This window comes from Nostoc sp. DSM 114160, from assembly GCF_053470305.1.
Map to the genome: position 1 here is coordinate 807,501 of NZ_JBPFGO010000004.1, position 25,872 is coordinate 833,372.

Below are 25,872 nucleotides of genomic sequence, written 5' to 3' on the forward strand. Positions count from 1 at the left end.
CAATTTTCAATCCTGAAGGCAAATAATAAGTTTGATATTTGATGTATGGCTTCTGAAACAAATCTTTCTTCTTTGGCAACTCTGGAATATATACCTTATATAGACGATCGCGGCCAATTACCCGAACAATTTCAGGGTAAAATCGGTGTATATGCGATCTTTGACCAAGAAAAAGTGCTGCAATTTGTAGGATACTCTCGTGATGTTTACCTCAGCCTCAAACAGCATTTAGTTCGTCAGCCACAGCAATGCTATTGGGTCAAAGTTCAAACTATTGAACGCCCTAGTCGCACAATTTTAGAAAATACTGAAAATGCTTGGATTGCTGAAAATGGCAGTGTGCCTTGGGGTAATGGGGATCAAAAGGAAAAATGGACTCATCCCATTGATGTCAAAGTTGCAATGACAGTTGAAGAACAGGCAAAATATGAAAATCCAGCTAATGATGAATTAGCACAAATAAAAGTTCTTAAAAATGTGGCACGCAGAGTAGAAGCAGAAATTTCAACGCAATTGTTAGAAGTGCGCGGTTTGCAAATGCAAATTCGCTTCAATCCTAAATTGAAAGAAGAAGGTTTACTAGATTTGAAATGAAGGTAGTTTTGGGGAAAACTATCTTATGAATATCGCTTGTAATCTCCCATGACAATACAGCTGCTAAACGATCGCTATCAAGTTATCCGCACACTGGGTGCTGGTGGGTTTGGTGAAACCTATCTAGCTGAAGACACCTATATGCCTTCAAAGCGCCATTGTGTGGTTAAACAGCTAAGACCGATTCACAACAATCCCCAAATTTACCAGTTAGTACAAGAGAGGTTTCAACGCGAAGCAGCTATTTTAGAAGAACTCGGTGGCACAAATGACCAAATTCCGGCATTATATGCTTACTTCTCTTCTGGTGGACAATTTTACTTAGTTCAAGAATGGGTTGAAGGGGATACCTTAACCGCAAAAGTCCAGAAGCAGGGGCTATTTAGTGAAGGCGGTGTCCAGGAATTGTTTATGAATTTATTACCTGTCCTGGATTACGTTCACTCTAAGCATATCGTTCACCGCGATATTAAGCCAGATAACATTATTGTGCGTCATCGGGATGCTAAACCAGTGCTGATTGATTTTGGTGCTGTGCGGGAGTCAATGGGAACAGTAGTAAATTCTCAAGGTAATCCTACTAGTTCCATTGTGATTGGTACACCTGGCTATATGCCGAGCGAACAAGCCGCAGGTAGACCAGTTTATTCTAGTGATTTATACAGTTTAGGAATGACGGTAATTTATTTGCTGACTGGTAAACAGGCGCAACAACTAGAAACCGATTCTCAAACGGGTGAAATTGTCTGGCGGCAATATGCCAGTCATGTTAGCCCAATTATGGCAAGAGTAATCGATCGGGCGATCGCTTATCATCCACGCGATCGCTATCCCACAGCTAGAGCAATGCTGGATTCTTTGCAGAGCATAGCAAATCCAATTCCACCGACGCAACCCCTGTTGACTCAACCAACTGTAGTCTCTGCACCGCCACCTCAGACAGTACCTGTCAAACCACAGCCTAGCCCTCAAAGTAGTCATAGTCAGAATAATATTCTCATCGGCAGTTTGATTGCAGGTGGGTTAATTGGTGCATCTGTGATTATTAGTCAAGTGTTATCCAAATCTTCTCAACCTACAGCAGACAAAACGGTATTACCTTCAGAAACACCGTCAAATATTACAAGTCCAGTGATAGAAACTCCCACATTGACACCAACGACCCCATCTGTTCCAACTCAATCATCTTCCTCAACTACATCAATACCACCTGTTGATAGCACGACTATCAACAATTATTTCTGGCTTTCTCAAAGACTTGTAACTGATGCAGATTTGGATGGTAAAAGCGGTTTTGAACTCGATATTATGCGAAATTCGATTTTTGCCAGTCATGGTCGCCGTTTTGAGAATATTGAATTGCAAAATTACTTTAATAAGCAACTTTGGTATCGTCCTATATATTCACCAAAAACATTTCCAGTTAAATTGCTGACAAAATTAGAGCAACAGAATGTAGAATATATCAACAAATATCAGGTTAATACCGGGTTAAGATATTTTAAATAATTAAGTTTTTCATCATCAGAGAGTGAGGACTGAGGAGAATAACCAATACTTTTCTACCAAGGCTGTGCTAACGGCTAAATCTCACTGTGAGTAGTTGGACAAAGTGGATTATAAAAACTGGAGAATTATTCAGTACGAATGCTCTTTAATTTTGTATAAATAGTTGCATTAATTTTCGCTTATCAATCGATTTATCATTACTTATTAGATAATATTTAGGTTAACTGGTGTAGCATATCAGACAAAATGAAGGATATTCAATACCCTAAAATCGAAAGATATTAGGGGCTAATCCTAGCGAAATGTATGTGGGGTCAGAACAAAACTGTGTTTGTGTGCCATAAACTACATCTTTAGATACTAGTCAGTTTCCGAACCAGGCATTTATATTTGATATATAAAATTGCTATTTTTAAGATTAGAAATCCATAAGTTAAAGAAATGCCATTTTTATATTTTCTTTGTTATTTTGTATTTAACGGGACAGTTCTTCATGATTTGGTGGGCTTAAATAACAATTAGTTAAACCATTTCTCTTCCCAAAGATGCATGTAAATTGTTTGCATTATGCTGACTTTGCTTCTTAATCTACAAGCACAGTGCAAATTGACTAAACATATTACATGGTGATATTGTCAATCGGCAAATAGTTCATATTCACAACGATTAACCTTGCCTAAAACTATGCTTAAAACACAGAATAAACGTATTTTTCTGTCTGCTTTTATTAAACCTTTAGAAGAAAAGAATCAAACGGTTAGTAAAAAGCAATTTGTTCAACCAAAATTAGATTTACTGCAACCATTACGTCAATGGCTTGACAAAATTGAGATTCAGAATCAGAAATTAGCTAAATTTATTGCTAAACTAATTCCCGCCCAGTGTCCATTCGAGCGTGATGTCATGCTTTTTGGTCGCAAAATAGGACACATTCCGCCAATGTGCAAACTGAATCCGCTTTATAACGAGCTTGTGTACTTGCGTTTTCGCGCTTTGTGTTATTTAGTAGATCAGTGTGGAGAGGATATTCAATCTTACTGCTGAATATAACGAGAAAAAACCAATATGGAAATTAAAATTGAGCAGCAACTTAAGACTTGAATATCTCAATAAATTAGGTGTATTTAAATGGGAAATTTGGAAAAAAGAAGTTTCCAAATTCCCTTGGACTTATGATTCTCAAGAAACTTGCTGTTTTTTGGAAGGTGACGTAGTTGTTACTCCTGATGGCGGAGAACCAGTGCAAATGGGTAAAGGCGATTTAGTGATTTTTCCTGCTGGTATGTCCTGTACATGGGAAATTACAAGGGACGTAAAAAAGCATTATTACTTCGAGTAGTCAAAAATAAAAATTGAGCGACTTTTTTCTTGATTATCCAGAAAAGCAAAATTTCATAAATCAATTTTGATTTCTATTATGGAAGCTTACCGACGAGTATCGTAGGATAAATGGCAGAATCGGCAAATTGTTTATATCTATCTCTGTCAAAACTCGTTGCGACTCCATTATCTAAATAATATTCGTAGAAATAGATCGTCTAATTCTCTCCAAATTTGGCAGTAAACAAAGATCCCCGATTTTGCAAAAGTTGTCGGGGATTTTGTGCGATCGCCAGCAGATAAAATCTAGAGAGTTCATAATCGTGTTAGTGGGAGTTGAGTTACAGAAGATGCTATTTAGCAGCAAAAAGTTTGATCCCACCGCAATTTTATTGAGGAAAATCATTAAATGTTACTGCATTTAAGTACTTGGCAAGAAGTTGAAGCTTATTTACAGCATTCAAAGGGAATTATTTTCCCTATTGGTTCCACAGAACAACACGGACCAACGGGGTTAATTGGTACAGATGCTATTTGTGCAGAAGCGATCGCTCGTGGTGTGGGTGATGCAACCCAAGCGATTGTTGGCCCTACAATCAACGTGGGGATGGCACTACACCATACTGCTTTTCCTGGCACAATCAGTCTGCGTCCCAGCACTTTAATTCAAGTAGTGCGAGATTATGTAACTTGTTTAGCCAAAGCTGGTTTTAGCAAATTCTACTTTATTAACGGACACGGCGGTAATATTGCTACCCTGAAAGCTGCTTTCTCAGAAACTTATGCTCATTTAGAAGATTTGCAGATTGCCAATGCTCAACAGGTGCAATGTCAAGTGGCAAACTGGTTTATGTGCGGTTCTGTATATAAGCTAGCTAAAGAATTATATGGGGATCGAGAAGGTTCTCATGCAACGCCAAGTGAAGTAGCCCTCACCCAGTACGTTTATCCAGAGGCGATTAAGCAAGCACCCCTTTCACCAGAAGTTGCAAGCGGACATCGGATTTATAGCGCTGCTGACTTTCGAGTACGTTATCCAGATGGACGTATGGGATCAAATCCGGCTTTAGCAACGCCAGAACATGGTAAGCAATTTTATGATTTGGCAGTTAAAGAACTTAGCAATGGATATTTGGAATTTGTGAACGCAGAATAAAACTCATCAAAAGACATTGTAGAGATGCGAGTAAAATCGTGTCTCTGCATCAAATATCTTGAGAAAGGTTATTACAGCAGATTTGATGTTTATGAGGTACAGCAATTGAATCAAATTCAAAGTTTAAAAAGCATCCCTAAAATTGGTGTACCTCACTTATCTCAAAAGTGCTGTAAATATCTGGTGAAATTAAATATGCGTTATCCAGAATCTTTGTAAAGATGTGTTAACGTAGCGGGGCGTTCGCAATAGTGTCTTGTAGAGAAACTCAGTCCAATTTCATGTCTTTATATTCTTGTGGGGAAATTATCTTAGCTGTTAATAATTTGTTCCACTGCAACAGAAACATCTGGGAATGCAAGCGGTTGAATTATTCCCCCAGTCAATGTCAGTTTTGTCACATACTCTCCATCTAAGATTTCTCGATACACCACCAAGTGTAACTTTTTTAGATTGACAACCCAATATTCTAAGATACCTGCTTCTGCATAGATTTTGCTTTTTGTCTCTAAATCTTTTTCTAAACTAGAGTTAGCGTACTCAATCAACCAGAAAATATTTTCTGCATAAGGATGATGCTGTCGATACTCGCGTCCTAAAGGTTGGACAATGGCAATATCTGGTTCTGGTTCCGAGTTGTTGGGTAGAGTAATTGGTTTAGCTTGACGAATTTTAGCGCGTCCAGCTAATAACTTTGCTAGATAGTCACCAGCTTCACCACTACTATAAGCGTGAGGTTCTCCTTCCGGCGACATTTCGACAATTTCTCCTTTGAGTAGTTCAACTTTGCGATCGCTCAAAATGCCAGCATCAATCATGCGGTGATATTCATCAATCGTCCACTTCGCAACTATCACAGTCATAACGATTGATTCCTCCCAATAATTCTTAATATTCTCCCATTTTAAAGGCACTTCAGGTGTAATTCAGAATAAGTCGATTGATTAAAGAGAAAAATATGCCAGAAAGCATGTGATAATACTGATACACAGGCTGAGGTAACAGCTTGGTAACTATAAAATAGTCAAGTATCCAATTATGTTAAGAGAAATTTCGTTAGTGTTGGCGCAGTCCGCCGTAGGCATCGCTACTTTTGTTATTCCCTTGACTAGCTACACCCATAGTCAAGTAACTGCTACCACCACTAATTATCAAATTTCTCAGAATCCTAACAATCAATCAATAGGAATAACTATTGAACGTCTAGGAATAGGTGGCGTAAAACTTTCTATGTCCGAAGCACAAGTCAGAAAAATTTTAGGTAAACCTGTAAAAGTAGAAAATGGCTTTATAGCTGCTATTGGTAAAGTTCGTACTCTAAAATATGCAGGCATCACAGTTGATTTAGATGAAGGTGCTAAACCAGGTAATTTTACCGTTTATCAAATCAAAGCAACTCGTTCTAAATATTCCACCATAGATGGAGTAAAAGTAGGTGACAAACAATCAAAAGTGATTAGAACCTATGGAAAAACTGAAATTTCCCAAAATGGTAAAGTTACTAATTTAAATTATATAGTTGAAAAACCCAGCCCTGGAGGTTTAAATTTTACTGTTGAAAAAGGCAAAATAACAGAAATTTTCTGTTTTTACGTGATGAATTAAGCAATTTTTACAAGAGAATGCTTTGCAATATCCAGGTCAATAGTAACGGCTTCTATTTATTTTATAGAGTTATCTTACCCCTGTATTTGAGCAACGTAGTAGATTGACCAATTTCTAAACTTGGTTCGCTGATGCGTATTTGCACTAATTACCTATAAAAGGCGATCGCTCAAAATGCCAGCGTCAATCATGCGGTAATATTCGTCAATCGTCCACTTAGCAACTATCACAGTCATGACGATTGATTTCTCTTAATAATTATTTATTTTCTCCCATTTTAAATGACGGCAATGTATTGACCTCGATCAACAAGATACTTTGCCAGTACATTCTCTAGGTCGTCGTAAAATCGCACCTCAATACCAGTAGCGTGAGAAATCCACTGAGCGTTATCAAAATATTGTTGTATTGAGAAATCTTGTACAGGATAGTTACAACACCAAGCTGACCATTCAATTGTCCTCCAGGTATAGCCTTCAGCGTTAAGTAAATGTTTGATCGCGTAAGTGCCGTTTCCATTTTTTTCAGCCTGATTACCCACTTTAACAGTAATCCGCTGTATGGTTCCAACAAAAGGCGGATAATCTAACCAATCAAGTAAGCTAATTCTTTTCCTACTTTTTAATTCTTCAAGGAAAGGAGAAAAGTTTTTGGTTTCTGTGAGAATAAATAAATGCTCTACTGCACGAGTTAAGGCAACATAAAAAAGACGACGCTCCTCATCAACTACTTGCTCAATGCTATCACCGAAAACACTGCTAAACATCAAATCAGGGTGTATTAATGGGTAACAACGAGAGACAGCATCAAGTATTATAACTACATCATTCTGAAGACCTTTATACTTGTGAGCGGTTGATATGCTTACAGCCTTTCTTGATTCTTCAGGAAGATATGAGCGTACCAAGTTTAAAAAGTTGTCGAGTCCGCCATCTTTTGATTTACCTTTACCATAATTTACATACCAAGGTAAACTATTCTTTCGGCTGAGTAAAACCACATTTTTACCATCTTTGATAGTCTTGTTTACTAAGCGTAATATAGCAGGTGTTATGTTGTCTCCCGGATGATCTTTTTGCTCATTTAGATTTGGATTAAATTGTCCTATATCAGCAATTTCAACCATTCCACACATAGTTTTATGGGCGCGTGCAGGAGTACCCAATCCATACATTAATGTATTACCAATATCGACAATTGAAGTAGCTGAACGGTAATTAGTAGCTATATTTAATTTTTGCGAAGGTTGGAAAAACTGCGCGAAATTTTGGTAAAAGCGAAGATCAGAACCAGCAAAACCATTAATTGCTTGCCAGTCATCACCAACACAGAAAAACTGTGCTTGAGGATTTTGTTGTCGAATTGCTTCTATCAAATGGTGGAAGAGTTCTGAGAAATCTTGATATTCATCAATGAGTATGTATCGAAGACACTTTAAATCGCCAATACCAGATTTGCGACGAAATACAGTTTGTCCCTGATGCGATCGCTGCGGCAGCTTTCTGCATCAGTCCATCAAAATCATCCTCGCCTGTTGCCTGAAGATGTTGTAAATAGGACTGATAAAACTTTTGTGCAAGCTCCAAAAAACGCTGCTCGACATCACTAGCACACTTATGATTATCAACGAGAGAGGCTAATTCTTTTGAAGTGAGGGAGAGTTTGCGACAACGCTGGATAAATCCTTCTACTACTTTGGTAAAACGGTCTATAGCTCTAAGTCTAATTTTTGTCCAAATCTCGTCTTCAGTCAAGCGATCGCACTTTATACCATAACTTTCAAGGCATCGTTTAAGTAAAGCACAAAAATCTTCTACTCCCTCAAATCTGAGGGTTGTGGGGGATAATTCCACAAAATGCCAGTTAGGACGATTTCGCCAATATTCTCGCTTCTGTTCTGACATGATATCGTAATCTGGATCGCCTTCTAATCCAAAATATTCAATCACTATTCCCTGATTTTCTCCAGTAATAATCGTGAAATCAGGGCGATAATTAATTTCATTCCACCAAAAATTACGCTCGTATTTGTATGTAATGTCGTGTTCCAATAAAAAATTTGCAATTGCTTTCTCACCAAAAGACTTGTAGTGCTTTCCATCAAGCCCTTCTCTTGGCAATGAGCGGCGGTAACGCAACATTTCTTCTGGACTTTTATCATAACCACCCCAAACAATGCGCTCCCAGTCTTCACGAAAGTGCGCCATCATCAAAACGCGAATTTTTTCAGAAACATCTGGCTTGCAGCGATACTCATCAATTACAGTCTGTAAAGCTTTGGCTTTGTTCTGTTGTCCATCTGGTTCATTGAAAAGAATACCTTCTTCTGGATGAACTAAAGCATAAGCTAATGCATGGAAAGTCATTACATGAGGAATAGAGCTTTGTAATTGTAGAGTAAGGCGCTCTCGTATTTCTTCCGCAGCCTTGCGATTGAAAGCTAAAAGTAATATTTCATTGGGTGCAACACCACAATGTTTTTGTAAAAATAAAGCTCGATTTACCAAAGTTGAAGTTTTGCCACTTCCAGCCCGTGCTACTACTTGTATATGGGCTTCCACAGCACCAATTGCTGCTGCTTGCTCAAGATCAGGTGAGGTATTTAAGTTGGTTTTTACCCAAGATTGTACATAGCTTAACTTTTCAGATTGGTACTCTTGAAATGATATGTGTTCAGTACATTGGGCTTGATATAAGTTATCAGCATTGAGAAAATCTTGCTCAAACTGTTTTTTTACTTTTTCAAGTAAAACCTGTTTTTCTGCTTTCCGTTTTTGTGCATCCTTTGCTTCTTGCTCACTTCGGACTAATTCAAAAATTTCTTGACGGGAAATAGGTGGTGATATATTGCTAAATTTCCTAATAAATTGTTCTTTTTTATATCTAAAAATTAATCCATCTCTGTATTCTATCTCAATTGACATTTCTGATGTTTCTAGTTCATGTACTGCGCAAACTTTTCCTTGGGTATAATATTTCACTCCTGCTATGTTTCGTTTTTGATCTTTATATTTAACTTCTTCCTTAAGGCGACTAACTTCTTTTTTATGCAGCAGTCTCCAAAATCTATCGTTATCGCCAATTGCTTTGACAAAGCTTTGAACATTGTCAATCTGTAAATTATTATCCATACTCTGCTTGACTCTTACTCAACTGCTTGCAGCGACTTAAGCATCTATTCTTAGTTTTCCCGCAGACAGAGCATAATTAACAGTGAAGCAGAAATTATAGAAAGGATAAGGTTAGATTTATCTGCTATTTGTGTTTTTGCCATATTGGTAGACAACAAAAAAACGGTAGTTAGTTTTTTCTTCTACCGTTTTTTGAATATTGATTTTTATCTGCTCATTTAAATGAAGAACTGAAACTTACTTTTATCATCACTCTTCTATCAGTTGTCTCAGTTCATCCATATTCGAGGAAAACTTTAGTTCACTATTTTGCTGTTCTACTTGCGCTGCCTGAAAATTGTGATAAATCTCTTCACGCCTTTCTTCTCGTAGATATTGCTGCAATAACAGTTGAATTTCTAACTTTTCTTCACTGGAAAGACTTTTAATTGCTTCAACTACATCACTGAAGGTCATAATTTAAAACACCTTTTAGTGCTTATCAGATCAATCTAACATGGTAACGATAAAGCTAAAATTTTAAATCCTATTCAAATCCTTGGCGTAATAATTCTCATTGCTGTTGATAGAAACTCAATATATCCAAAAACCAACTACAATTCATCAATTGTTACTAAACCGCCCTCGATAAACTGTATGACAAGTTCATACCCGTCAAGTAAAGCAGTTCCTAATAAAGGTCGCTTTCCTGTCGCAAGTACATTAACTACCCTTTCTTCGCCATTCCAAATAATAATAGCTTCATGTACTGGTATATCTACCCAACTGTTATCAGCTAAATTTGCAGGTAGCTCATAACGGAAAGATAAATTCAATAAAGCAACTGCTTCTGGTGGTAAACAAAGGTAATCTGTAAAACCTGTGTCTATAACAAATTCAATCGTAAAATCTGGTAAATTTGGCAGTCGAAATTCTACATTAACAGTTGGGTGTGCATCCTTGACAATCCCAGAAATCATTATGAATCACGCTCTAGAAAACCAGAGAATGAAACAGCAACTTTGTAACCAATACGAATACCATATAGTCGAGCAAATGGGTTCTTATTACGTAAATATCGTGCCGATTCTAAGCCTGTTTTATCAATTGCATATTCACCTGTTTCTATATCGATAATCACCATTTTACCGATATTTTCTTCTCGTTCCACTTGTTGACGAATGCAATTTTCATATAATTCTTTCGCACGTCGTCCAACTTCTTCGCGGCTTAAAAGTATGGCTTGCACGTCCTTGCTCCTTTGTTCATGTTGTATCCTAATTCTACTACCAAGCTATAATACAAGGCGGTTTAGTGAACGATATACTAACGCAGACCGAAAAAAACGGTAGAGCAATAAATACTCTACCGATTTCTAATTTTTTATTTGAGATTTAAATCCCAAACCTTAAATCTTACTCAACACCTTGAGGTAACAATTCCCGACGCTGTTGAGAACTAACTTGTACAACGCCATTTTCATCGACATCAACAAGGGCTGTATCGCCATCTTTGATGCGACCAGACAGAATTTCTTCTGCTAGGCTATCTTCTAACAGGCGCATAATTGCCCGACGTAATGGTCTTGCGCCGTAGCTGGGACTGTAACCTTCTTGGATCAAACGATCCTTGAAGCGATCGCTAACTTCTAAAGTGATACCCTTTTCAGTGAGACGACCAAATACTTCCTTGAGCATAATTTCGGCGATTTGGGTCACTTCTGGCTTGCTCAACTGACGGAAGACGATAATTTCATCGAGTCGGTTGAGGAACTCTGGACGGAAGTATTGCTTCAATTCTTCGTTCACCAAGGAGCGAATCCGGTTGTAAGCTGACTCGGTGACATCTTCAGCAAATTCAAAGCCGATACCGCTGCCACCTTTTTCAATTACCTTAGAACCAATATTGGAAGTTAAAATCAGCAAGGTGTTCTTGAAGTCCACCGTGCGACCTTTAGCATCAGTTAACCGACCGTCTTCCAAAATTTGCAGCAGCATGTTGAATACATCGGGGTGGGCTTTTTCGATTTCGTCGAACAACACCACGGTGTAAGGACGCCGCCGCACGGCTTCGGTCAGCTGACCACCTTCGTTATAACCAACATAACCTGGAGGCGAACCAATCAGCTTGCTGACGGTGTGACGCTCCATGTATTCCGACATATCTAAGCGGATCATCGCTTCTTCCGAACCGAAGAAGTAAGCAGCTAAAGACTTCGCCAACTCGGTTTTACCTACACCAGTAGGCCCAGAGAAGACAAAGCTAGCTATGGGGTCGGTTGGGATTCTTCAAACCGACACGAGCGCGACGAATTGCTCGTGAAACTGCTTTCACAGCTTCGTCTTGACCAATTAAACGCTGATGCAAGGTGTCTTCCATGTGCAGCAGCTTTTCTGATTCAGATTCGGTGAGTTTGTTCACCGGTACCCCAGTCCAAGAAGCGACAATGTGGGCAATGTCTTCTTCTGTAACTACGGGTTCTTCATGTTCAGAGCCAGTTGCATTGGTCTTGCTTTGAGCGATCGCCCGGATTTCGGCTTTGATTTCCATTTCGCGATCGCGCAATTCCCCAGCTTTGTCAAAGTCTTGAGAGCGCACCGCGTCATCTTTTTCTTTTAATATCTGACGCAGTTCTTTGTCTAACTCTTTGGCTGCGGGTGGCAATTGGGAGTTAATCAAGCGCACTCTAGAACCAGCTTCATCAACTAAGTCGATGGCTTTATCTGGAAGGTAGCGATCGCTAATGTAACGATCTGACAATTTCGCCGCCGCCACCAATGCTTCGTCGGAGATTTTCAGTTTATGGTGTTGCTCGTAGCGTTCGCGCAAACCATATAAAATTTCAATTGTTTCATCAACTGTAGGTTCGCCAACCATTACTGGTTGGAAACGTCGCTCTAGCGCTGCATCTCGCTCGATGTGCTTCCGGTATTCATCTAGGGTTGTAGCACCGATGCACTGCAACTCACCTCTAGCCAAAGCTGGCTTGAGGATATTTGCTGCGTCAATCGCACCTTCTGCTGCACCCGCACCAATTAAAGTGTGTACCTCATCAATCACGAGAATGACATTACCCGCCGAGCGGATTTCATCCATGATTTTTTTCAAGCGTTCTTCAAATTCACCCCGGTACTTGGTTCCTGCTACGAGCAAACCAATATCCAAGGTGACGACGCGTTTATCTTCAAGGATGTCAGGGACATCTTTAGTGGCAATGCGTGAAGCTAAACCTTCAGCGATCGCAGTTTTACCAACCCCTGGTTCCCCAATCAGCACTGGGTTATTTTTGGTTCGGCGACCCAATATCTGGATCACTCGCTCAATTTCCTTGGCGCGTCCTACCACCGGATCGAGCTTATTGTCTATTGCCATTTGGGTCAGGTTTGAACCAAATTCATCCAGAGTCGGAGTTTTTGTGCGCCCGGATGAACCGCCTGGTGAAACTTCAGCAGTTTCTCCCAACATCCGAATGACTTGGGTTCTTACCTTAGATAGATCCACACCGAGGTTTTCTAGCACCCTGGCTGCGACGCCTTCCCCTTCGCGGATTAGGCCCAACAGCAGATGCTCGGTGCCAATGTAGTTATGCCCCAGTTGGCGTGCTTCTTCTAGGGAAAGTTCTAAAACTCGCTTCGCCCGTGGCGTAAACGGAATTTCCACGGCAACAAAGCCCGATCCCCGTCCTATAATTTTTTCAACTTCAATTCGGGCATCTTTGAGATTGACGCCCATTGATTTCAGCACCTTAGCAGCCACTCCAGTGCCTTCGCCAATCAGACCCAGGAGGATCTGTTCGGTTCCGACAAAGTTGTGACCTAAACGGCGGGCCTCTTCTTGGGCCAGCATGATTACCTTAATGGCTTTTTCTGTGAAGCGCTCAAACATGGCTTTATCCCATCATCTGCGGTCGTGCCGGTATGCTGATTTTAGCACAGGCAAAGCTTTTGGATGCCTGTATAACAGATTATAGACATCCTGAACCTATGACTTGGGTTGATGGGCTAATTGTTAACTATTGACTACTCTTATTTGGCTAGTGTACTGAGGAGCTTTAGTTCACCAGCCTTTTTGGGATTTATTACAAACAGTTCACTGCTTAGATTAAGGGTTTTTAGACTTAATCCCAAACATTTATATTTAACATATATATTTATTAATATCAAGCAAAAATAATTAATATAATATTTATTTATCTAATTTAACTTTTTTGATAGAAAATTTAAATATAAAGAGGTGCGACAAAGTTACATTTTTTTGCTGAAGCCGATCGCAAGCCCTAATAATTCAAAATTACTCATACCCAACTAAATAGGTAGGTACAAATAAAGCTAACTATATAACAAAATGTAAAACCTTCAAAACCCATGTAATTGCTTGACTTTGCTTTGCTCCGTACCCTTCAAGAACGCTAGGGGCGAACGCAATAATATAGTTATAAATCCTCTCGCGGACTTACTTAAAAAGCAAGTGCCAAGAAGATTTTTCGAGGCGATCGCTGACAATGGAATACCACTGGTCTAAAGTTGCTTGAAATTTCGGGTGTTGTAAATCTGGAAGCCAAAGGATTAAAGCGTCCTCATCGTTATCTTGGTAGTAACGCCGCCGCCGCCCAGCTGTTTTGAAGCCAAATTTTTGATATAAAGATATAGCCCCCAGGTTGGAAGCTCGCACTTCGAGGGTAGCTCGCTCCATTTTGCAATCGCAAGCTGTCTTAATAAGTGAATATAATAAAGCCGCACCCATTCCTTGACGGTGATATTGAGGATGAACCGCCAAAATTGTAATGTGAGCTTCCTCTAAAATTGACCAAAAACAACCCATTCCTAGCAAACTTGTGCTGGAGGAGGGAGAAAATAAACCGAGTAAATCGCTGTTGGGACTATCCAATTCTCGTTTGTAGCCCTCCATTGTCCAAAGTCCACCAAAACAAGCTCGATCGAGTTCCAGAATAGCACTGAGATTTTCTAGTGTCAGTAATTTAATTTCTAAGTCTAATGCGATCACATTTATTGAATAACGTTACAAACCCTTTGTACACTGGGAATCGGGAAACAAACTCAAAGCCCGTAATTTGAACAAGGAAAACTTTTATAGTTATGGTATCGACTCACCCCACTGGGGTTCAACATTCTGGAAGTCAATATTTACCTCAAAGTTGGGACACCAACACAAATCCATCGCCTAATCAAGAACTTTTACCCTTGACTGCCAGAGTTCATCATCATGACCTCTTAGAAATTGGTGGGTGTGATGTCACAACCCTAGTTGAGCAGTTTGGTTCACCTTTATATATTTTAGATGAAGAAACCCTACGTTCGGCTTGTCAGCAATACCGAGATGCTTTCAAGCAATACTATAAGGGCGAATCTCAAGTATTGTATGCTTCAAAAGCTTGGAATTGTTTAGCCGTTTGTGCGATCGCTGCGTCTGTTGGTTTAGGAATCGATGTAGTTTCTGGGGGCGAACTTTACACCGCCCTACAAGCAGGTGTTAGTCCCGAGAAAATTTATCTTCATGGAAATAATAAATCTCGTGAAGAATTAATTTTAGCGATCGAGTCTGGTGTTACCGTTGTGGCGGATAACTGGTATGAGTTTGCATACCCTTGTGGAAATCGCCCAACCCGATCGAGCAATCCGCATTATGCTACGGTTAACTCCCGGTATTGAGTGCCACACTCACGAATATATTCGCACGGGACACTTAGATAGCAAATTCGGCTTCGATCCCAACGATTTAGATGAAGTTTTTACCTTTGTCAGTCAACAACCTGCGCTTAATTGCGTAGGAGTACACGCTCATATTGGTTCCCAAATTTTTGAGCGTCAACCGCATCAAGATTTGGCGGCTGTTATGGTTCAGTGGCTCCGAGATGCCAGTAAGTATGGTTTAAATATTACAGAGTTAAATGTTGGTGGCGGTTTAGGGATTAAATATATAGAATCAGACGATCCCCCCAGCATTGAAGAGTGGGTGAAGGCGATTTGTGAAGTAATTCAAGCAGCTTGTGCAGCCGAAAATCTGCCTTTGCCGAAATTACTTAGCGAGCCGGGGCGATCGCTAATTGCCACGGCTTGCGTCACTGCTTATACTATTGGTTCATCCAAAGTTATCCCAGAAATTCGTACCTATGTAGCGATCGATGGGGGAATGTCTGATAATCCCCGACCGATTACTTACCAATCAGTTTATCGGGCTGTAGTTGCCAATAAAATGTCTTCACCTTTAACCCAAACAGTCACAATTGCTGGTAAACATTGTGAATCAGGAGATATTCTGATTAAAAATGCTCTACTTCCAAAGACTGAACCAGGGGATATTCTCGTAGTTATGGGAACTGGTGCGTACAATTACAGTATGGCATCTAACTACAACCGCTTGCCTCGACCGGCAGCAGTCGTAGTGGCAAATGGCGAAGCAAATTTAATTTTGCAACGTGAAACTTATGAAGATTTAATTCGACAAGATCGCCTACCAGAAAGACTAAAGAAATAGTCATTTGTCCTTGGTCATTAGTCATTAGTCATTGGTCATTTGCAAATGACAAAGGACAAATGACAAAGCGCAAAGTCTGAGCGCCGGCTTCCGGCGAGCAGAACTTTGTAAGAGAGGACAAATGACAAATGACCAACTGTAAATTAGAGGCAAAAGTTTAATCCAGATGTCATGAGAGATTGGTGGAAGCAATGGCTGACAAACCTGGGGTGGTCACAGTCCTTGCTACTTGGGACTCTGGATATTGTGTTAGTGCTGGCGCTGACGTACATGATACTAGTTATTATTAGTGAGCGCCGGACACTATGGATGGTGCGGGGATTCATTATCTTAATGCTAGCCTCAGCACTCAGTGGCAGATTCGGACTACCTCTGCTAAGTTTTGTACTAGAAAAGTTGGTGATTGGTTGTGCTGTGGCGATGGCAGTTGCTCTACAGTCAGAGTTTCGGCGGTTTTTGGAGCAATTGGGGCGTGGCGAATTCCGCCAGCTGTTTCAACCTGACCGTCTGGCAATCCCCAAATCTGATAGCGTAATTGATGAAATTGTTGAGGCTGTTAAAGAATTGTCAAAAAACCGCATTGGAGCTTTACTAATTGTGGAAACCACAGGGCCAATTGATGAGCGAGATTTTTCTGTGCCAGGAGTAAAGCTAAATGCGGAAGTTTCTAAAGAACTAATCCAGACAATTTTTCAGCCGAAAACTTTGTTACACGATGGAGCGACATTGATTCGTGGCTCACGGATCGTGTCATCAGGTATAATTTTACCACTTTCGGGACGCACAGCCTCGCGCCAGCTGGGAACACGCCACCGAGCAGCAATGGGAATTACTGAGCGGGTCGAAAATTGCATTTGTGTTGTTGTCTCTGAAGAAACGGGTTCTATTTCCTTAGCGGAACGGGGAACCCTAAATAGACCGCTGACGATTAGGAAACTGAAAGAGTCATTAGAGGCTGTTTTGTCCCCAACCGTGGATAGGGAAGCAGTTGCTCCTGGTCTGTTGAGTTTTGTTCGTCGGATAGGTGGGAAGACACTAGCACTAGTTTCACGTTTACTCAGATTACCATCGACTGCTTCTCGAGATAAAAAATGACACTACAACAAACTAAACTGCAAGATTTACCTACTGATTTAAAACGAGAATTATTGCCGCAGCACGTTGCGGTGATTATGGATGGTAATGGTCGATGGGCTAAACGTCAGGGTCTACCCCGAATTATGGGTCATAAGCGAGGAGTAGATGCTCTCAAGGATTTACTTCGCTGTTGTCAGGATTGGGGAATTCAAGCGTTGACAGCTTATGCTTTTTCAACAGAGAACTGGAAAAGACCGCAGGAAGAAGTAGATTTTTTGATGACTCTGTTTCAAAGAGTTTTGCGTCAAGAACTGCGGGAAATGGTTGAAGAAAATGTTCAAATTAAGTTTGTAGGGAATTTGCAAGACCTGCCACGATCGCTCCAACAAGAAATTTCCCGTTCAATGGAAGAAACCAAAAACAATCGTGGTATCCGATTTTCAGTAGCAACTAATTATGGCGGACGGCAAGAAATTTTACAAGCTTGTCAGGCGATCGCTAAACTTGTCCAGCAAGGTATGCTACAACCCGATGAAATTAATGAACAGGTGTTTGAAAGCCACTTATACACAGCCGGAATTACTGACCCAGATTTGTTAATTCGCACCAGTGGAGAAATCCGCCTCTCAAATTTTCTTCTCTGGCAAATGGCTTATGGAGAAATTTATATTACCGATGCTCTCTGGCCCGATTTTGACCGTGCCGAATTTCATCGTGCCTTGTGTGCCTACCAACAACGGGAGCGGCGATTTGGGAAAGTCTAAATCTGTTTACGCAATTAGACTAAGTAGGTCGGTGTAAAAATTTGCCGTTGGCATCAGGCAGGAGGAAAAAGGGTTTTAGTCTAGTTTATCTTTCTTCACATAGTTTGGTTTTATTGTGCCAACTTATACCAATTTTTAAAATGGTTGCGGCAGATGGAAAACTGAAACATTTATCCAATGGATGTTTCACAATCCAAAATCTAAAACTTGTACTGAGCGAAGTCGAAGTATCTAAAATCCAAAATGGTATTACTTATACAAACAATACCTAAATTAATAAAAAAGTAATTAAATAAAATCAAATATTTTTCGGTCGTCGCAGTTTCTTAGAATTCATTGGGCCGAGAATTTGATTTAGGCTGCGCAACTGCTCTGCTGTACCCATACCAATTAGCCGATCTCCCGGCATTAAAATCGTATCGCCAGTGGGGCCACCGATTAAAGTGCCATCAATGCGGTGAATTGCCAGAACCAATGCCCCAGATTGCGATCGCAATCTCGCCTTTTGCAAACTTTGACCCACAACAGGACAGAAAGCGGGGTCGAGTAAAAATTCTTCCATATATAACTGGCGGTCTGCACCAGTCAAAATCCCATCTACAAAGTCCAATACTTGGGGCCTGAGAGCCGCAGCAGCCATACGCTTCCCACCAGTAATATAGGGGGATATTACTTCATCTGCACCACCGCGTCGTAACTTCTGCAAAGCTTCTTCTGTACTTGCCCGTGCGATCACCCGAATTCCTGAATTCAGCGTTTTTGCTGATAACACAATGTATAAATTTTCAGCATCAGAGGGAAGGGCTGCAACAATACACATCGCCCGTTCAATACCAACTTTTAGGAGTGTGTCATCTAGGGTAGCGTCACCTTGGTATGCTGTATAACCTTCAGCTTGCGCCCTTTGGATTGATTCCGTCTCCGAATCAATTACTACAAAAGCTACACCTTCTGTCCGAAATTCCTTGGCAATTTGCCGACCAGTCCGGCTAAATCCACAAATGATGTAGTGTTCTGTTAAGGATTCCATTAACCGCCTCTGTTGCTGTAACCGAATTCCTTGTTGAAAGTACCCTTGAATAATCGCTTCTGTAAATCTATTGACAATGTAACCGATATTGACTACACCCAACAAAATCAGGGCAATTGTAAATAATCGTCCTCGACTACCGAGTGGGTGCGTCTCTCCGTATCCCACAGTGGCTAAGGTAATAACTGTCATGTAAGCTGCATCTTCCCATGACCAGCCCTCCACTAACCAGTACCACAAAGTGCCAATCAAGAAAACACCACCAAGAGCGATCGCCCCCGCCATCAACTCTTTTTGGATACGTTGATATTTTTGCTCAAGTGTTGAGAATGACGTAAAAATAGTACTTTTAGCCTACTTTTTCTAGTTTTCTACTAACTTTAAAGTTATCTATACTAATAGTCCAATAACTCAGAACTACTTACCTTTTTTCTTATCTAGTGCTTCTTGGATAGCGCGTCTACAGAATTCTGGAGGGTCTTCTTGTGCTTTCACCTCTTCCTTCATTTCCTTAGTAACCCGGAAACTGAGATTATCGGTTAACTCTCTACTTGGTTGAGAGGATTCAAAATTTTGAGGGTTACCCTTGGGGTTAGGCATTGTTGAGAGATATAAATAAGGCTTGATTTGATGTATACAAGGAAATAAAGGTTAAATCGGTAGGTATCATCCCTGGAAAAGTTGTTACCTACCGATACCACTTTTACAAGAGGTAACTCTATTTTATGTTCACGCGTTCCGAGTTAGAAATCAAAACCATCCCAGAATTACGTGACTTATGCCGTCGATACGGTGTTAAACCTACAGGGAGTGCGGCATACAAAGTCAGCTACCTTACTTCTCTGATGGCATTCCCTCAGCTAGCACTTGGGCAGCTAAGAGAAGGAAGGGGATTAAAATCTCCTGGACTTAGCGTCATTCAATTTTTTGAAGGGGTGATAGATGAAATGAATTCACCCACAGATGAGCAAGCAGCACTCATCAAAATAACCTTGGAAGGTAGGAGAATGGCTTACCCCGATAGGTTTGACCAAGAGAACCTGCTGATGCACAAAGCTAAGATGCACCTTGAAATGGTTGTTGGGCTACTCAGTCAATCGCGATAGAGAAGATCCCCGACTTTTTAAAGAAGTCGGGGATCTGTGGCTTTAACTTGCTCAAGTGTTGAGTACAAAGTTTTTTTCATCACCACCAGGCCTTTGAGGTCATATAAACGTTAGCCTAAGAAGAAGTACGAGTTGTGCTAAATAAAAAGTATTTTTTAGGGATTTCTAGGAAACTAGTAAATAACTATATAATGAAAAACTTTCAGGAGGAGCGGTAGTGAGCCTACAAACTCTCGTTGACCAAGCCACCATCCCCCCATCAGGGTCTGTAGCATCTAGTCCCTTTGATACAGATAGCTTTAATGAAGCTGTCATGTCTACCTACGCTCGGTTTCCCTTAGCCCTAGAACGGGGTGCTGGATGCCGGGTTTGGGATACGCAGGGGCGGGAATATCTGGACTTTGTAGCGGGAATTGCTACTTGTACTTTAGGACATGCCCACCCAGCGATGGTAGAAGCGGTAACACGCCAAATCCAAAAGCTGCACCATGTCTCTAATTTGTATTACATTCCTGAGCAAGGTGAATTGGCAAAATGGCTTGTCGATCGTTCCTGTGCCGATCGCGTATTTTTCTGCAACTCTGGTGCTGAAGCTAACGAAGCCGCAATTAAACTGGCGCGGAAATACGCCCACACAGTATTAGACATTGAAAAACCGATTATTTTAACCGCCAATGCCAGTTTCCACGGGCGGACTTTGGCAACCATTACCGCCACTGCCCAACCGAAGTATCAAAAGTATTTTGATCCTTTGGTTCCTGGGTTCCACTATGTAAATTACAACGATATTAACGCTGTGGAAGTAGCGATTAGCGAGTTGGATGAAGGCGATTATCGGGTAGCAGCAATTCTGATCGAGCCATTGCAGGGAGAAGGGGGTGTACGTCCAGGAGATGTTGCCTATTTCAAAAAGCTCCGGCAAATTTGCGATGAAACTGGCGTTTTGTTGATTTTCGACGAAGTGCAAGTTGGTATGGGGCGTAGCGGCAAATTATGGGCTTACGAACATCTCGGCGTTGAACCGGATATTTTCACCAGTGCTAAAGGCTTAGGTGGAGGTGTCCCCATCGGTGCAATGATGAGCAAGAAATTTTGCGATGTTTTTCAACCAGGAGAACACGCTAGCACCTTTGGCGGAAATCCTTTTGTGTGTGGTGTAGCACTCAGTGTTTGCCAGACATTGGAACGGGAAAATATTTTGCAGAATGTGCAAGACAGGGGCGAACAATTGCGATCTGGATTGAAGGCGATCGCCGCGAAATATCCTCAGCACATTGGCGAAGTTCGGGGTTGGGGCTTAATCAACGGTTTGGAGTTACGAGCCGACATCGAGATAACCGCAGCCGATGTCGTCAATGCTGCTATCAAGGAAGGTGTATTGTTAGTACCAGCCGGGCCAAAAGTAGTCCGGTTTGTGCCACCGTTAATTGTTACAGAGGCAGAAGTCAATGCTGCCTTGCAAGCTGTGGACAAGGCGATCGCAATTCTCGACAAATAGAATATTGTTTGTTTTGTGTAGAGACGTTGCAATGCAACGTCTCTTTTTCATTCCGGGGAAATTTCTCGATAAGCTTGCCGACACTGCTCATAATTGTCTGGCAAAATCTCAGCATTATTAAAACATAATTGCTCGTGAGTAGTAATTAAAGTTTCATAAGGCTGTATGGGAGTCACAGACGATCGCAGCAATTGCAAATATTCTCCATCAGTACGGCTGAGTTTGTGGGGTGCGATCGCACTTTTATCCAACTGCTGCAACATCGCTAAATAAACACAACGGCAAGCCTCACGGTAGTTACCTTGACGGTAAAATTCTTGCGATCGCTCCAACAAAAGGGCTATGGATGACTCATTGGAGCGAGTTTTGACACGAAAATCAGTGAGATTGCCACTTCTATTTAGCCAAGAATATATATAAGGACTGAATTCTCGCCATAATCGCCAACCCACCCACGCTACAAATAATCCCAGTACCAGCCAAAACAAGAATTTCAGCAATTCACCAAGCCAAGGACTAATTGACCATCCAGTAGGCAATTCTGGTAAAGCCCGTTCAAAGCGGTAAAACTGGTATTCCCACCATTCACCCGCTTGTTGTTGGAATTGAGACAAATGCCAACTCCAGCTAGTTTTTTCAAAAGTATCTGTCATAGAGGAGAGTGGGGAGCAGGGGAGCGGAGGAGCAGGGGAGCAGGGGAGCGGGGGAGTGAGGGAGTGAGGGAGTGAGGGAGTGAGGGAGTTAGGAGACAAGGGGACAAGGAGATAAGCAAAACTCCTAACTCTTGTAGAGACGCGATTAATCGCGTCTCTACTTTTAACTCTTAACTCCTAACTCAGCACGGGCTAAACGCCGAGCTATCGCTAACAGCACTCCTAACGCCCAATGACTAATGACTAATGACTCTTGACTCTTTTTTTATCATTAGCCAGCCGATAAGAACAAGTAGCGCACCGAATGCCAGAAATCCTAGATCCCAAGCTAACTCATTTGGGCCTGGTTTAACATGATGGACACCGAGAATTTGGTGGTCAATTAAACCTTCAACCAAGTCGAACAATCCACCACCAATCAGTATCGATCCAATAAAGGTCTGTGATGACCAAGGAACATCATCACGTCTTCCAGCACGCCATAGTAACACAAGTCCAGCCGCGGTGAATACCCAATCTAAGGTATGAAATAATCCATCCCACACCATGTTCAAATCTATATTCGCCCTGTTTGTCAGAGGTCTAATGTTACTCAGCATATGATGCCACTGGAGGATTTGATGTAGTAATATTCCATCAATAAACCCTCCAAGACCCACACCAAGAAAAATTCCAGCAGTGATTAGTGGTGCGCGTCGGTTGAGGATTTCACTTTTCGCCTCCATTGTCAACCTCATAGATAGGCTTTTTTACCAAAATACAACTCTTGTGAGAGAAATATCTTCTATCTTGAGGCAAGTGCGATCGCTTAACTTAAATTAATCAATCTTCAAATTTAATCTGCATACCCGCTTTCACCGGGTCGAAATCTTGGGGAAAATGGGTGTTGCGATCGCAATCTGCTTTTTCCAGGTTCGCTCCTTTAAGAGCGGCTTGGCGGAGATTTGCTGACATCAATAATGCTCCCCTAAGATCGGCATCCTTCAGATTAGCTTGACTAAGATCGGCAAAGCTCAAATCAGTTCCCCTCAAATTAGCGCTACTAAGGTTAGCTTCACTCAAGTCAGCATAACTCAGGTCAGATCCTTTCAAGTTAATGCCTTGCAAATCAGCATTACCCAGTTCTGCTTTACTAAAGTTCCGTTTTCCTGCTGCATAACTCTCCACAAGAGTAGCAGCACTATTTATCGGCTGTTGAAAATTGACTTCAGGCATATAACAGCGTCACAGATTGCTCGTTCTTACTTTCATCTTCCCTTTTTAATTACGAATTACGTAGCTTGCTTCTGGCATGAAGGCGAGTATTCCGAATTACGAATTAGTAATTATACTTCCTAAATGTAATACATTAGTTCCTTCTGTTGTCGGCTCGATCTTCGGTCACAAAGGTCTTGGAGTGTATATTTTTCCAAAACAGAGTTAGCAGCCTGACGTGCTTCTTGCCAAACTTCCTGAATTAGCTCACCTTCTACCGTGTTGGGAGTCGGTTCACAGGGAGATACAACAATATCTGACCCTTCCATGCAGCTAAAAGCATCCAACACTGTAATCTTTCCGGGATCTCGTGCCAGAACATAGCCACCTTTGGCTCCGCGTATACTCTTAATTAAACCTCCACGTCTTAAGGTTGCTAGGAGTTGTTCCAAATAGCGGTTCGGGATGTCTTGCAATGCCGCTATCTCTCGAATTTGTAGGGCTTCACCCTTAGGGTAGCAGGTTGCTAACTCTAACAGGGCTAGAAGTGCGTATTCTGATTTGTTAGAGATTACCACAGGCGTAATATTTTAAGCTCATATTTAAAGATACAAAGTCTTTGAGTTTGTTTCCCTAAGCTACTGCGAAGAAAAACTTTACAATCAACCTATTGTTGACCGGCTTACTCCACTTTAAAGACCTTCTAGCATACAAGCAATTACTTTTGTTTTTAAATTCGATAAATAAAAGTGATTAGACTTCTTGCAAAAATATATTTTTGCACTCTTAGGGTAAAGGGAAAGGATTTTGAGTTTCTTTACCCTTTTCCCCTTCACCTTTACCCCGACTTTTGCAAAAAGTCTATTAATTAGCTATACATGGAAATTTCTTGAAAATGGCAGAATGACTGTAAAGGTAGTTCCCGCATCGATCGCACTTTCAACTGTAATCTCGCCGCCGTGTAAATCTACAGCCTGCTTGACAATGGACATCCCTAATCCCATTCCTGGGATATTGGCTGTATTACTAGCGCGATGGAAGGGTTCAAAGATATGTTCAATGTCAGCGGAGGGAATGCCAATACCAGAGTCTTGAGTCTGAAATATAACTTGCTCGTTGGCAGTGGTTACAGAAAACCTAACTGTACTGCCAATGGGAGAGTATTTTAGACAATTTGAGAGTAAATTACTCAAGATTTGGCGCAGTAGTTTCGCGTCTAAATTAGCAGATGTGCATTGGCATTCACTGCTAAAAACGATCGCATGTTGGGAGCGATCGCTCTGTTGTAATTCTTCTAATAAATCGCGGCAAAATTCCACTAAATTTATCGGTGTTGGATTAAACTCTAACTTGCCTGTTTCATCCTGACTCACCACCAATACATCATTTAATAAGTGGGTTATATGCATAACTGATTTTTGAATGCGACGCAGGTGGGTCTGTTGTCGCTGTTCGCTCCAAAGGTGGCGATAATGTTCTAGTAGTTCCGCAGAAGAGTGGATAGTAGCCAAAGGGGTGCGAAACTCATGGGAAGTGATGGTGAGCAAGCGGGATTTAAGTTCGCTAAACTCCCTTTCTTTGGCAAGCGCTTGTCGCATCGCCTCTTCTGCCCATTGCAGCTTGGCTTGGGTTCGCTTGCTTTCGCTAATGTCGTGCAATAACCAGCGCAGACTAACTAACTCACCAGATTGATTACGGATAGCAACCACCTTAACCGCAGCCATAATAGGTGTTTTGTCACGCGGTCGCAGGGTTACTTCCCACTCTTGCATTTTCCAGTCTGGGAATTGAGCGCGATCGCGCAGATGATTTAGTTTTAAATGAAAAGCAATTATTTCTTTCTCAACTACAAAAATCCCTATGGATGTGCCCAACAACGAACTTTTAGAAATGTTAAGTAGAGCGGTGGCGGCTGAGTTAGCTTCCTGAATTATTCCTTTTGTATCAGTCACAAAATAAGCGTCTGGTACTTCCTCAAATAATTCTTGGTAGCGTTGACTTTCTGCTACCAAAGCCTGTTGAGTTTTAGATAATTCTTCATTCTGCTGCTTTAAATCTTCATTTACTAGTTGCAGTTCTTCCAAAGCCAGGTAAACTTCTTTAAATACTGCGGTAACTAGTTCAATATCTGCTTGTGCTTTTTGCTGTTCGCTCTGGCGTTGCAAGAGGGCGACGCGCTTACGCATGTTCTCTATCTGCAAAGCTAAATCGTCCAAATTCACGCTCTTGCTCCTAATTTCTAAAGTTGGGTTTTGTTTTAGATTCCCTACTTAGACGATATTAGCTTTTGGAGTTTAGTAGTTATCAGTAATTTCAGTATAGTTTTAGGTAGTTTTAGTTCTTCGGGCTGATTATGACTTAATACAGCAGAATTTAGAAGTAAAACCAATTCTCTAAAATGAGACAACACATTCAAACTCTGAAAGCCATGCCATATCTGACTTTCTTAATTACGAATTACAAATTTGTACTGAGCTTGTCCTGAGTTTCGACACTTCGACTGCGCCCTTCGGCTACGCTCAGGACAGGCTCAGTGCATCGCTGCGCGGTAATCGAGCGACTTGTACTGAGCGTAGTCGAAGTAAGTCGAGATTCAACTACCGCGTAGTCGTTGGCGTGGTAACAGAGCGTTGGTCATTGAATTTCGACTACGCTCAATTACCGCGTAGCCGAAATGAGTCGAAGTGCAGCCTCTCCAAGAGTTGGGCGTAGCCGAAGTATTACGAATTGGTATAAAATATACTTTATACCTGGCTTTAAG

The 25,872-nt window shown here is 41.2% G+C and carries 23 protein-coding genes and 3 pseudogenes; 11 read left to right on the forward strand and 15 right to left on the reverse strand.

Features of this window, described 5'->3' with window-relative positions:
* Positions 1 to 45: 45 nt before the first annotated feature.
* The 5 genes and pseudogenes from NSTCB13_RS35395 to NSTCB13_RS35415 all read left to right on the forward strand — a co-directional run bounded on the left by NSTCB13_RS35395 (position 46) and on the right by NSTCB13_RS35415 (position 4,579).
* Positions 46 to 594, forward strand: coding sequence for a GIY-YIG nuclease family protein (locus NSTCB13_RS35395; RefSeq protein WP_445626319.1), 549 nt, complete (start codon positions 46 to 48; stop codon positions 592 to 594).
* A gap of 48 nt (positions 595 to 642) precedes the next feature.
* Entirely contained in the window at positions 643 to 2,103 is a 1,461-nt protein-coding gene (locus NSTCB13_RS35400; RefSeq protein ID WP_448275661.1) for a protein kinase domain-containing protein, read from the forward strand.
* A gap of 684 nt (positions 2,104 to 2,787) precedes the next feature.
* Positions 2,788 to 3,147 carry a Mo-dependent nitrogenase C-terminal domain-containing protein gene (locus tag NSTCB13_RS35405; RefSeq protein ID WP_448275662.1) on the forward strand — a complete coding sequence of 120 codons (360 nt, stop codon included), beginning with the start codon at positions 2,788 to 2,790 and terminating at the stop codon, positions 3,145 to 3,147.
* Between the two features lie 21 nt (positions 3,148 to 3,168).
* Positions 3,169 to 3,442: pseudogene (locus NSTCB13_RS35410) on the forward strand (cupin domain-containing protein).
* 390 nt (positions 3,443 to 3,832) lie between these two features.
* A complete protein-coding gene (locus NSTCB13_RS35415; protein ID WP_445626322.1) occupies positions 3,833 to 4,579 on the forward strand; it encodes a creatininase family protein in 747 nt (248 codons plus the stop codon).
* Between the two features lie 311 nt (positions 4,580 to 4,890).
* Here NSTCB13_RS35415 and NSTCB13_RS35420 read toward each other — a convergent pair whose 3' ends face one another.
* Positions 4,891 to 5,442, reverse strand: coding sequence for a Uma2 family endonuclease (locus NSTCB13_RS35420; protein ID WP_448275665.1), 552 nt, complete (start codon positions 5,440 to 5,442; stop codon positions 4,891 to 4,893).
* 175 nt (positions 5,443 to 5,617) lie between these two features.
* Between NSTCB13_RS35420 and NSTCB13_RS35425 the strand changes: the two genes are divergently transcribed.
* Positions 5,618 to 6,184 carry a hypothetical protein gene (locus NSTCB13_RS35425; RefSeq protein WP_448275666.1) on the forward strand — a complete coding sequence of 189 codons (567 nt, stop codon included), beginning with the start codon at positions 5,618 to 5,620 and terminating at the stop codon, positions 6,182 to 6,184.
* Between the two features lie 277 nt (positions 6,185 to 6,461).
* Here NSTCB13_RS35425 and NSTCB13_RS35430 read toward each other — a convergent pair whose 3' ends face one another.
* The 7 genes and pseudogenes from NSTCB13_RS35430 to rimI all read right to left on the reverse strand — a co-directional run bounded on the left by NSTCB13_RS35430 (position 6,462) and on the right by rimI (position 14,298).
* Positions 6,462 to 7,559: a 3'-5' exonuclease gene (locus NSTCB13_RS35430; protein ID WP_448275668.1), complete on the reverse strand. Its 1,098-nt coding sequence runs from the start codon at positions 7,557 to 7,559 to the stop codon at positions 6,462 to 6,464.
* 34 nt (positions 7,560 to 7,593) lie between these two features.
* Positions 7,594 to 9,315, reverse strand: coding sequence for a UvrD-helicase domain-containing protein (locus NSTCB13_RS35435; protein ID WP_448275670.1), 1,722 nt, complete (start codon positions 9,313 to 9,315; stop codon positions 7,594 to 7,596).
* Between the two features lie 249 nt (positions 9,316 to 9,564).
* Positions 9,565 to 9,771, reverse strand: a complete 207-nt coding sequence (locus tag NSTCB13_RS35440) for a hypothetical protein (RefSeq protein WP_448275672.1) — start codon at positions 9,769 to 9,771, stop codon at positions 9,565 to 9,567.
* Between the two features lie 137 nt (positions 9,772 to 9,908).
* Positions 9,909 to 10,274 carry a clan AA aspartic protease gene (locus NSTCB13_RS35445; protein ID WP_448275674.1) on the reverse strand — a complete coding sequence of 122 codons (366 nt, stop codon included), beginning with the start codon at positions 10,272 to 10,274 and terminating at the stop codon, positions 9,909 to 9,911.
* Positions 10,274 to 10,543, reverse strand: a complete 270-nt coding sequence (locus NSTCB13_RS35450) for a hypothetical protein (protein ID WP_448275676.1) — start codon at positions 10,541 to 10,543, stop codon at positions 10,274 to 10,276. Before NSTCB13_RS35450 ends, NSTCB13_RS35445 begins: the two co-directional genes overlap by 1 nt.
* Positions 10,544 to 10,709: 166 nt before the next feature.
* Positions 10,710 to 13,179 (reverse strand): annotated as a pseudogene (locus NSTCB13_RS35455) (ATP-dependent Clp protease ATP-binding subunit).
* A gap of 567 nt (positions 13,180 to 13,746) precedes the next feature.
* Positions 13,747 to 14,298 carry a ribosomal protein S18-alanine N-acetyltransferase gene (gene rimI / locus NSTCB13_RS35460; protein ID WP_448275678.1) on the reverse strand — a complete coding sequence of 184 codons (552 nt, stop codon included), beginning with the start codon at positions 14,296 to 14,298 and terminating at the stop codon, positions 13,747 to 13,749.
* A gap of 92 nt (positions 14,299 to 14,390) precedes the next feature.
* Between rimI and lysA the strand changes: the two are divergent.
* The 3 genes and pseudogenes from lysA (at position 14,391) to NSTCB13_RS35475 (ending at position 17,630) form a co-directional block, all read left to right on the forward strand.
* A pseudogene (lysA, locus tag NSTCB13_RS35465) lies at positions 14,391 to 15,789 on the forward strand (diaminopimelate decarboxylase).
* 171 nt (positions 15,790 to 15,960) lie between these two features.
* Complete coding sequence (cdaA, locus tag NSTCB13_RS35470) at positions 15,961 to 16,884, forward strand: diadenylate cyclase CdaA (protein WP_322695362.1); 924 nt, start codon at positions 15,961 to 15,963, stop codon at positions 16,882 to 16,884.
* The gene (locus NSTCB13_RS35475; RefSeq protein ID WP_445626329.1) at positions 16,881 to 17,630 is read left to right on the forward strand and encodes an isoprenyl transferase; all 750 of its coding nucleotides are present in this window, start codon (positions 16,881 to 16,883) and stop codon (positions 17,628 to 17,630) included. The genes cdaA and NSTCB13_RS35475 overlap by 4 nt, the downstream gene beginning before the upstream one ends.
* 298 nt (positions 17,631 to 17,928) lie before the next feature.
* Here the strand turns inward: NSTCB13_RS35475 and NSTCB13_RS35480 are convergent, their stop codons facing one another.
* Positions 17,929 to 18,945, reverse strand: a complete 1,017-nt coding sequence (locus NSTCB13_RS35480) for a potassium channel family protein (protein ID WP_322695360.1) — start codon at positions 18,943 to 18,945, stop codon at positions 17,929 to 17,931.
* Between the two features lie 132 nt (positions 18,946 to 19,077).
* Positions 19,078 to 19,260: a hypothetical protein gene (locus NSTCB13_RS35485; protein WP_229458098.1), complete on the reverse strand. Its 183-nt coding sequence runs from the start codon at positions 19,258 to 19,260 to the stop codon at positions 19,078 to 19,080.
* Between the two features lie 125 nt (positions 19,261 to 19,385).
* On the opposite strand from NSTCB13_RS35485, the gene NSTCB13_RS35490 reads away from it, so the two are divergent.
* The gene (locus tag NSTCB13_RS35490; protein WP_448275680.1) at positions 19,386 to 19,766 is read left to right on the forward strand and encodes a hypothetical protein; all 381 of its coding nucleotides are present in this window, start codon (positions 19,386 to 19,388) and stop codon (positions 19,764 to 19,766) included.
* A 217-nt stretch (positions 19,767 to 19,983) separates the two neighbouring features.
* Positions 19,984 to 21,264, forward strand: coding sequence for an acetylornithine/succinylornithine family transaminase (locus NSTCB13_RS35495; protein WP_448275682.1), 1,281 nt, complete (start codon positions 19,984 to 19,986; stop codon positions 21,262 to 21,264).
* A 47-nt stretch (positions 21,265 to 21,311) separates the two neighbouring features.
* Here NSTCB13_RS35495 and NSTCB13_RS35500 read toward each other — a convergent pair whose 3' ends face one another.
* The 5 genes from NSTCB13_RS35500 to NSTCB13_RS35520 form a co-directional block, all read right to left on the reverse strand.
* Complete coding sequence (locus tag NSTCB13_RS35500) at positions 21,312 to 21,917, reverse strand: DUF4129 domain-containing protein (protein ID WP_448275684.1); 606 nt, start codon at positions 21,915 to 21,917, stop codon at positions 21,312 to 21,314.
* A gap of 236 nt (positions 21,918 to 22,153) precedes the next feature.
* On the reverse strand, positions 22,154 to 22,642 hold the full coding sequence (locus NSTCB13_RS35505; protein ID WP_445626334.1) for a DUF2243 domain-containing protein: 489 nt from the start codon (positions 22,640 to 22,642) through the stop codon (positions 22,154 to 22,156).
* A 97-nt stretch (positions 22,643 to 22,739) separates the two neighbouring features.
* Positions 22,740 to 23,132: a pentapeptide repeat-containing protein gene (locus NSTCB13_RS35510; protein WP_289795697.1), complete on the reverse strand. Its 393-nt coding sequence runs from the start codon at positions 23,130 to 23,132 to the stop codon at positions 22,740 to 22,742.
* A 119-nt stretch (positions 23,133 to 23,251) separates the two neighbouring features.
* The gene (locus tag NSTCB13_RS35515) at positions 23,252 to 23,689 is read right to left on the reverse strand and encodes an RrF2 family transcriptional regulator (RefSeq protein ID WP_445626335.1); all 438 of its coding nucleotides are present in this window, start codon (positions 23,687 to 23,689) and stop codon (positions 23,252 to 23,254) included.
* A gap of 294 nt (positions 23,690 to 23,983) precedes the next feature.
* Positions 23,984 to 25,333, reverse strand: coding sequence for a PAS domain-containing sensor histidine kinase (locus NSTCB13_RS35520; protein WP_448275686.1), 1,350 nt, complete (start codon positions 25,331 to 25,333; stop codon positions 23,984 to 23,986).
* Positions 25,334 to 25,872: the final 539 nt, after the last annotated feature.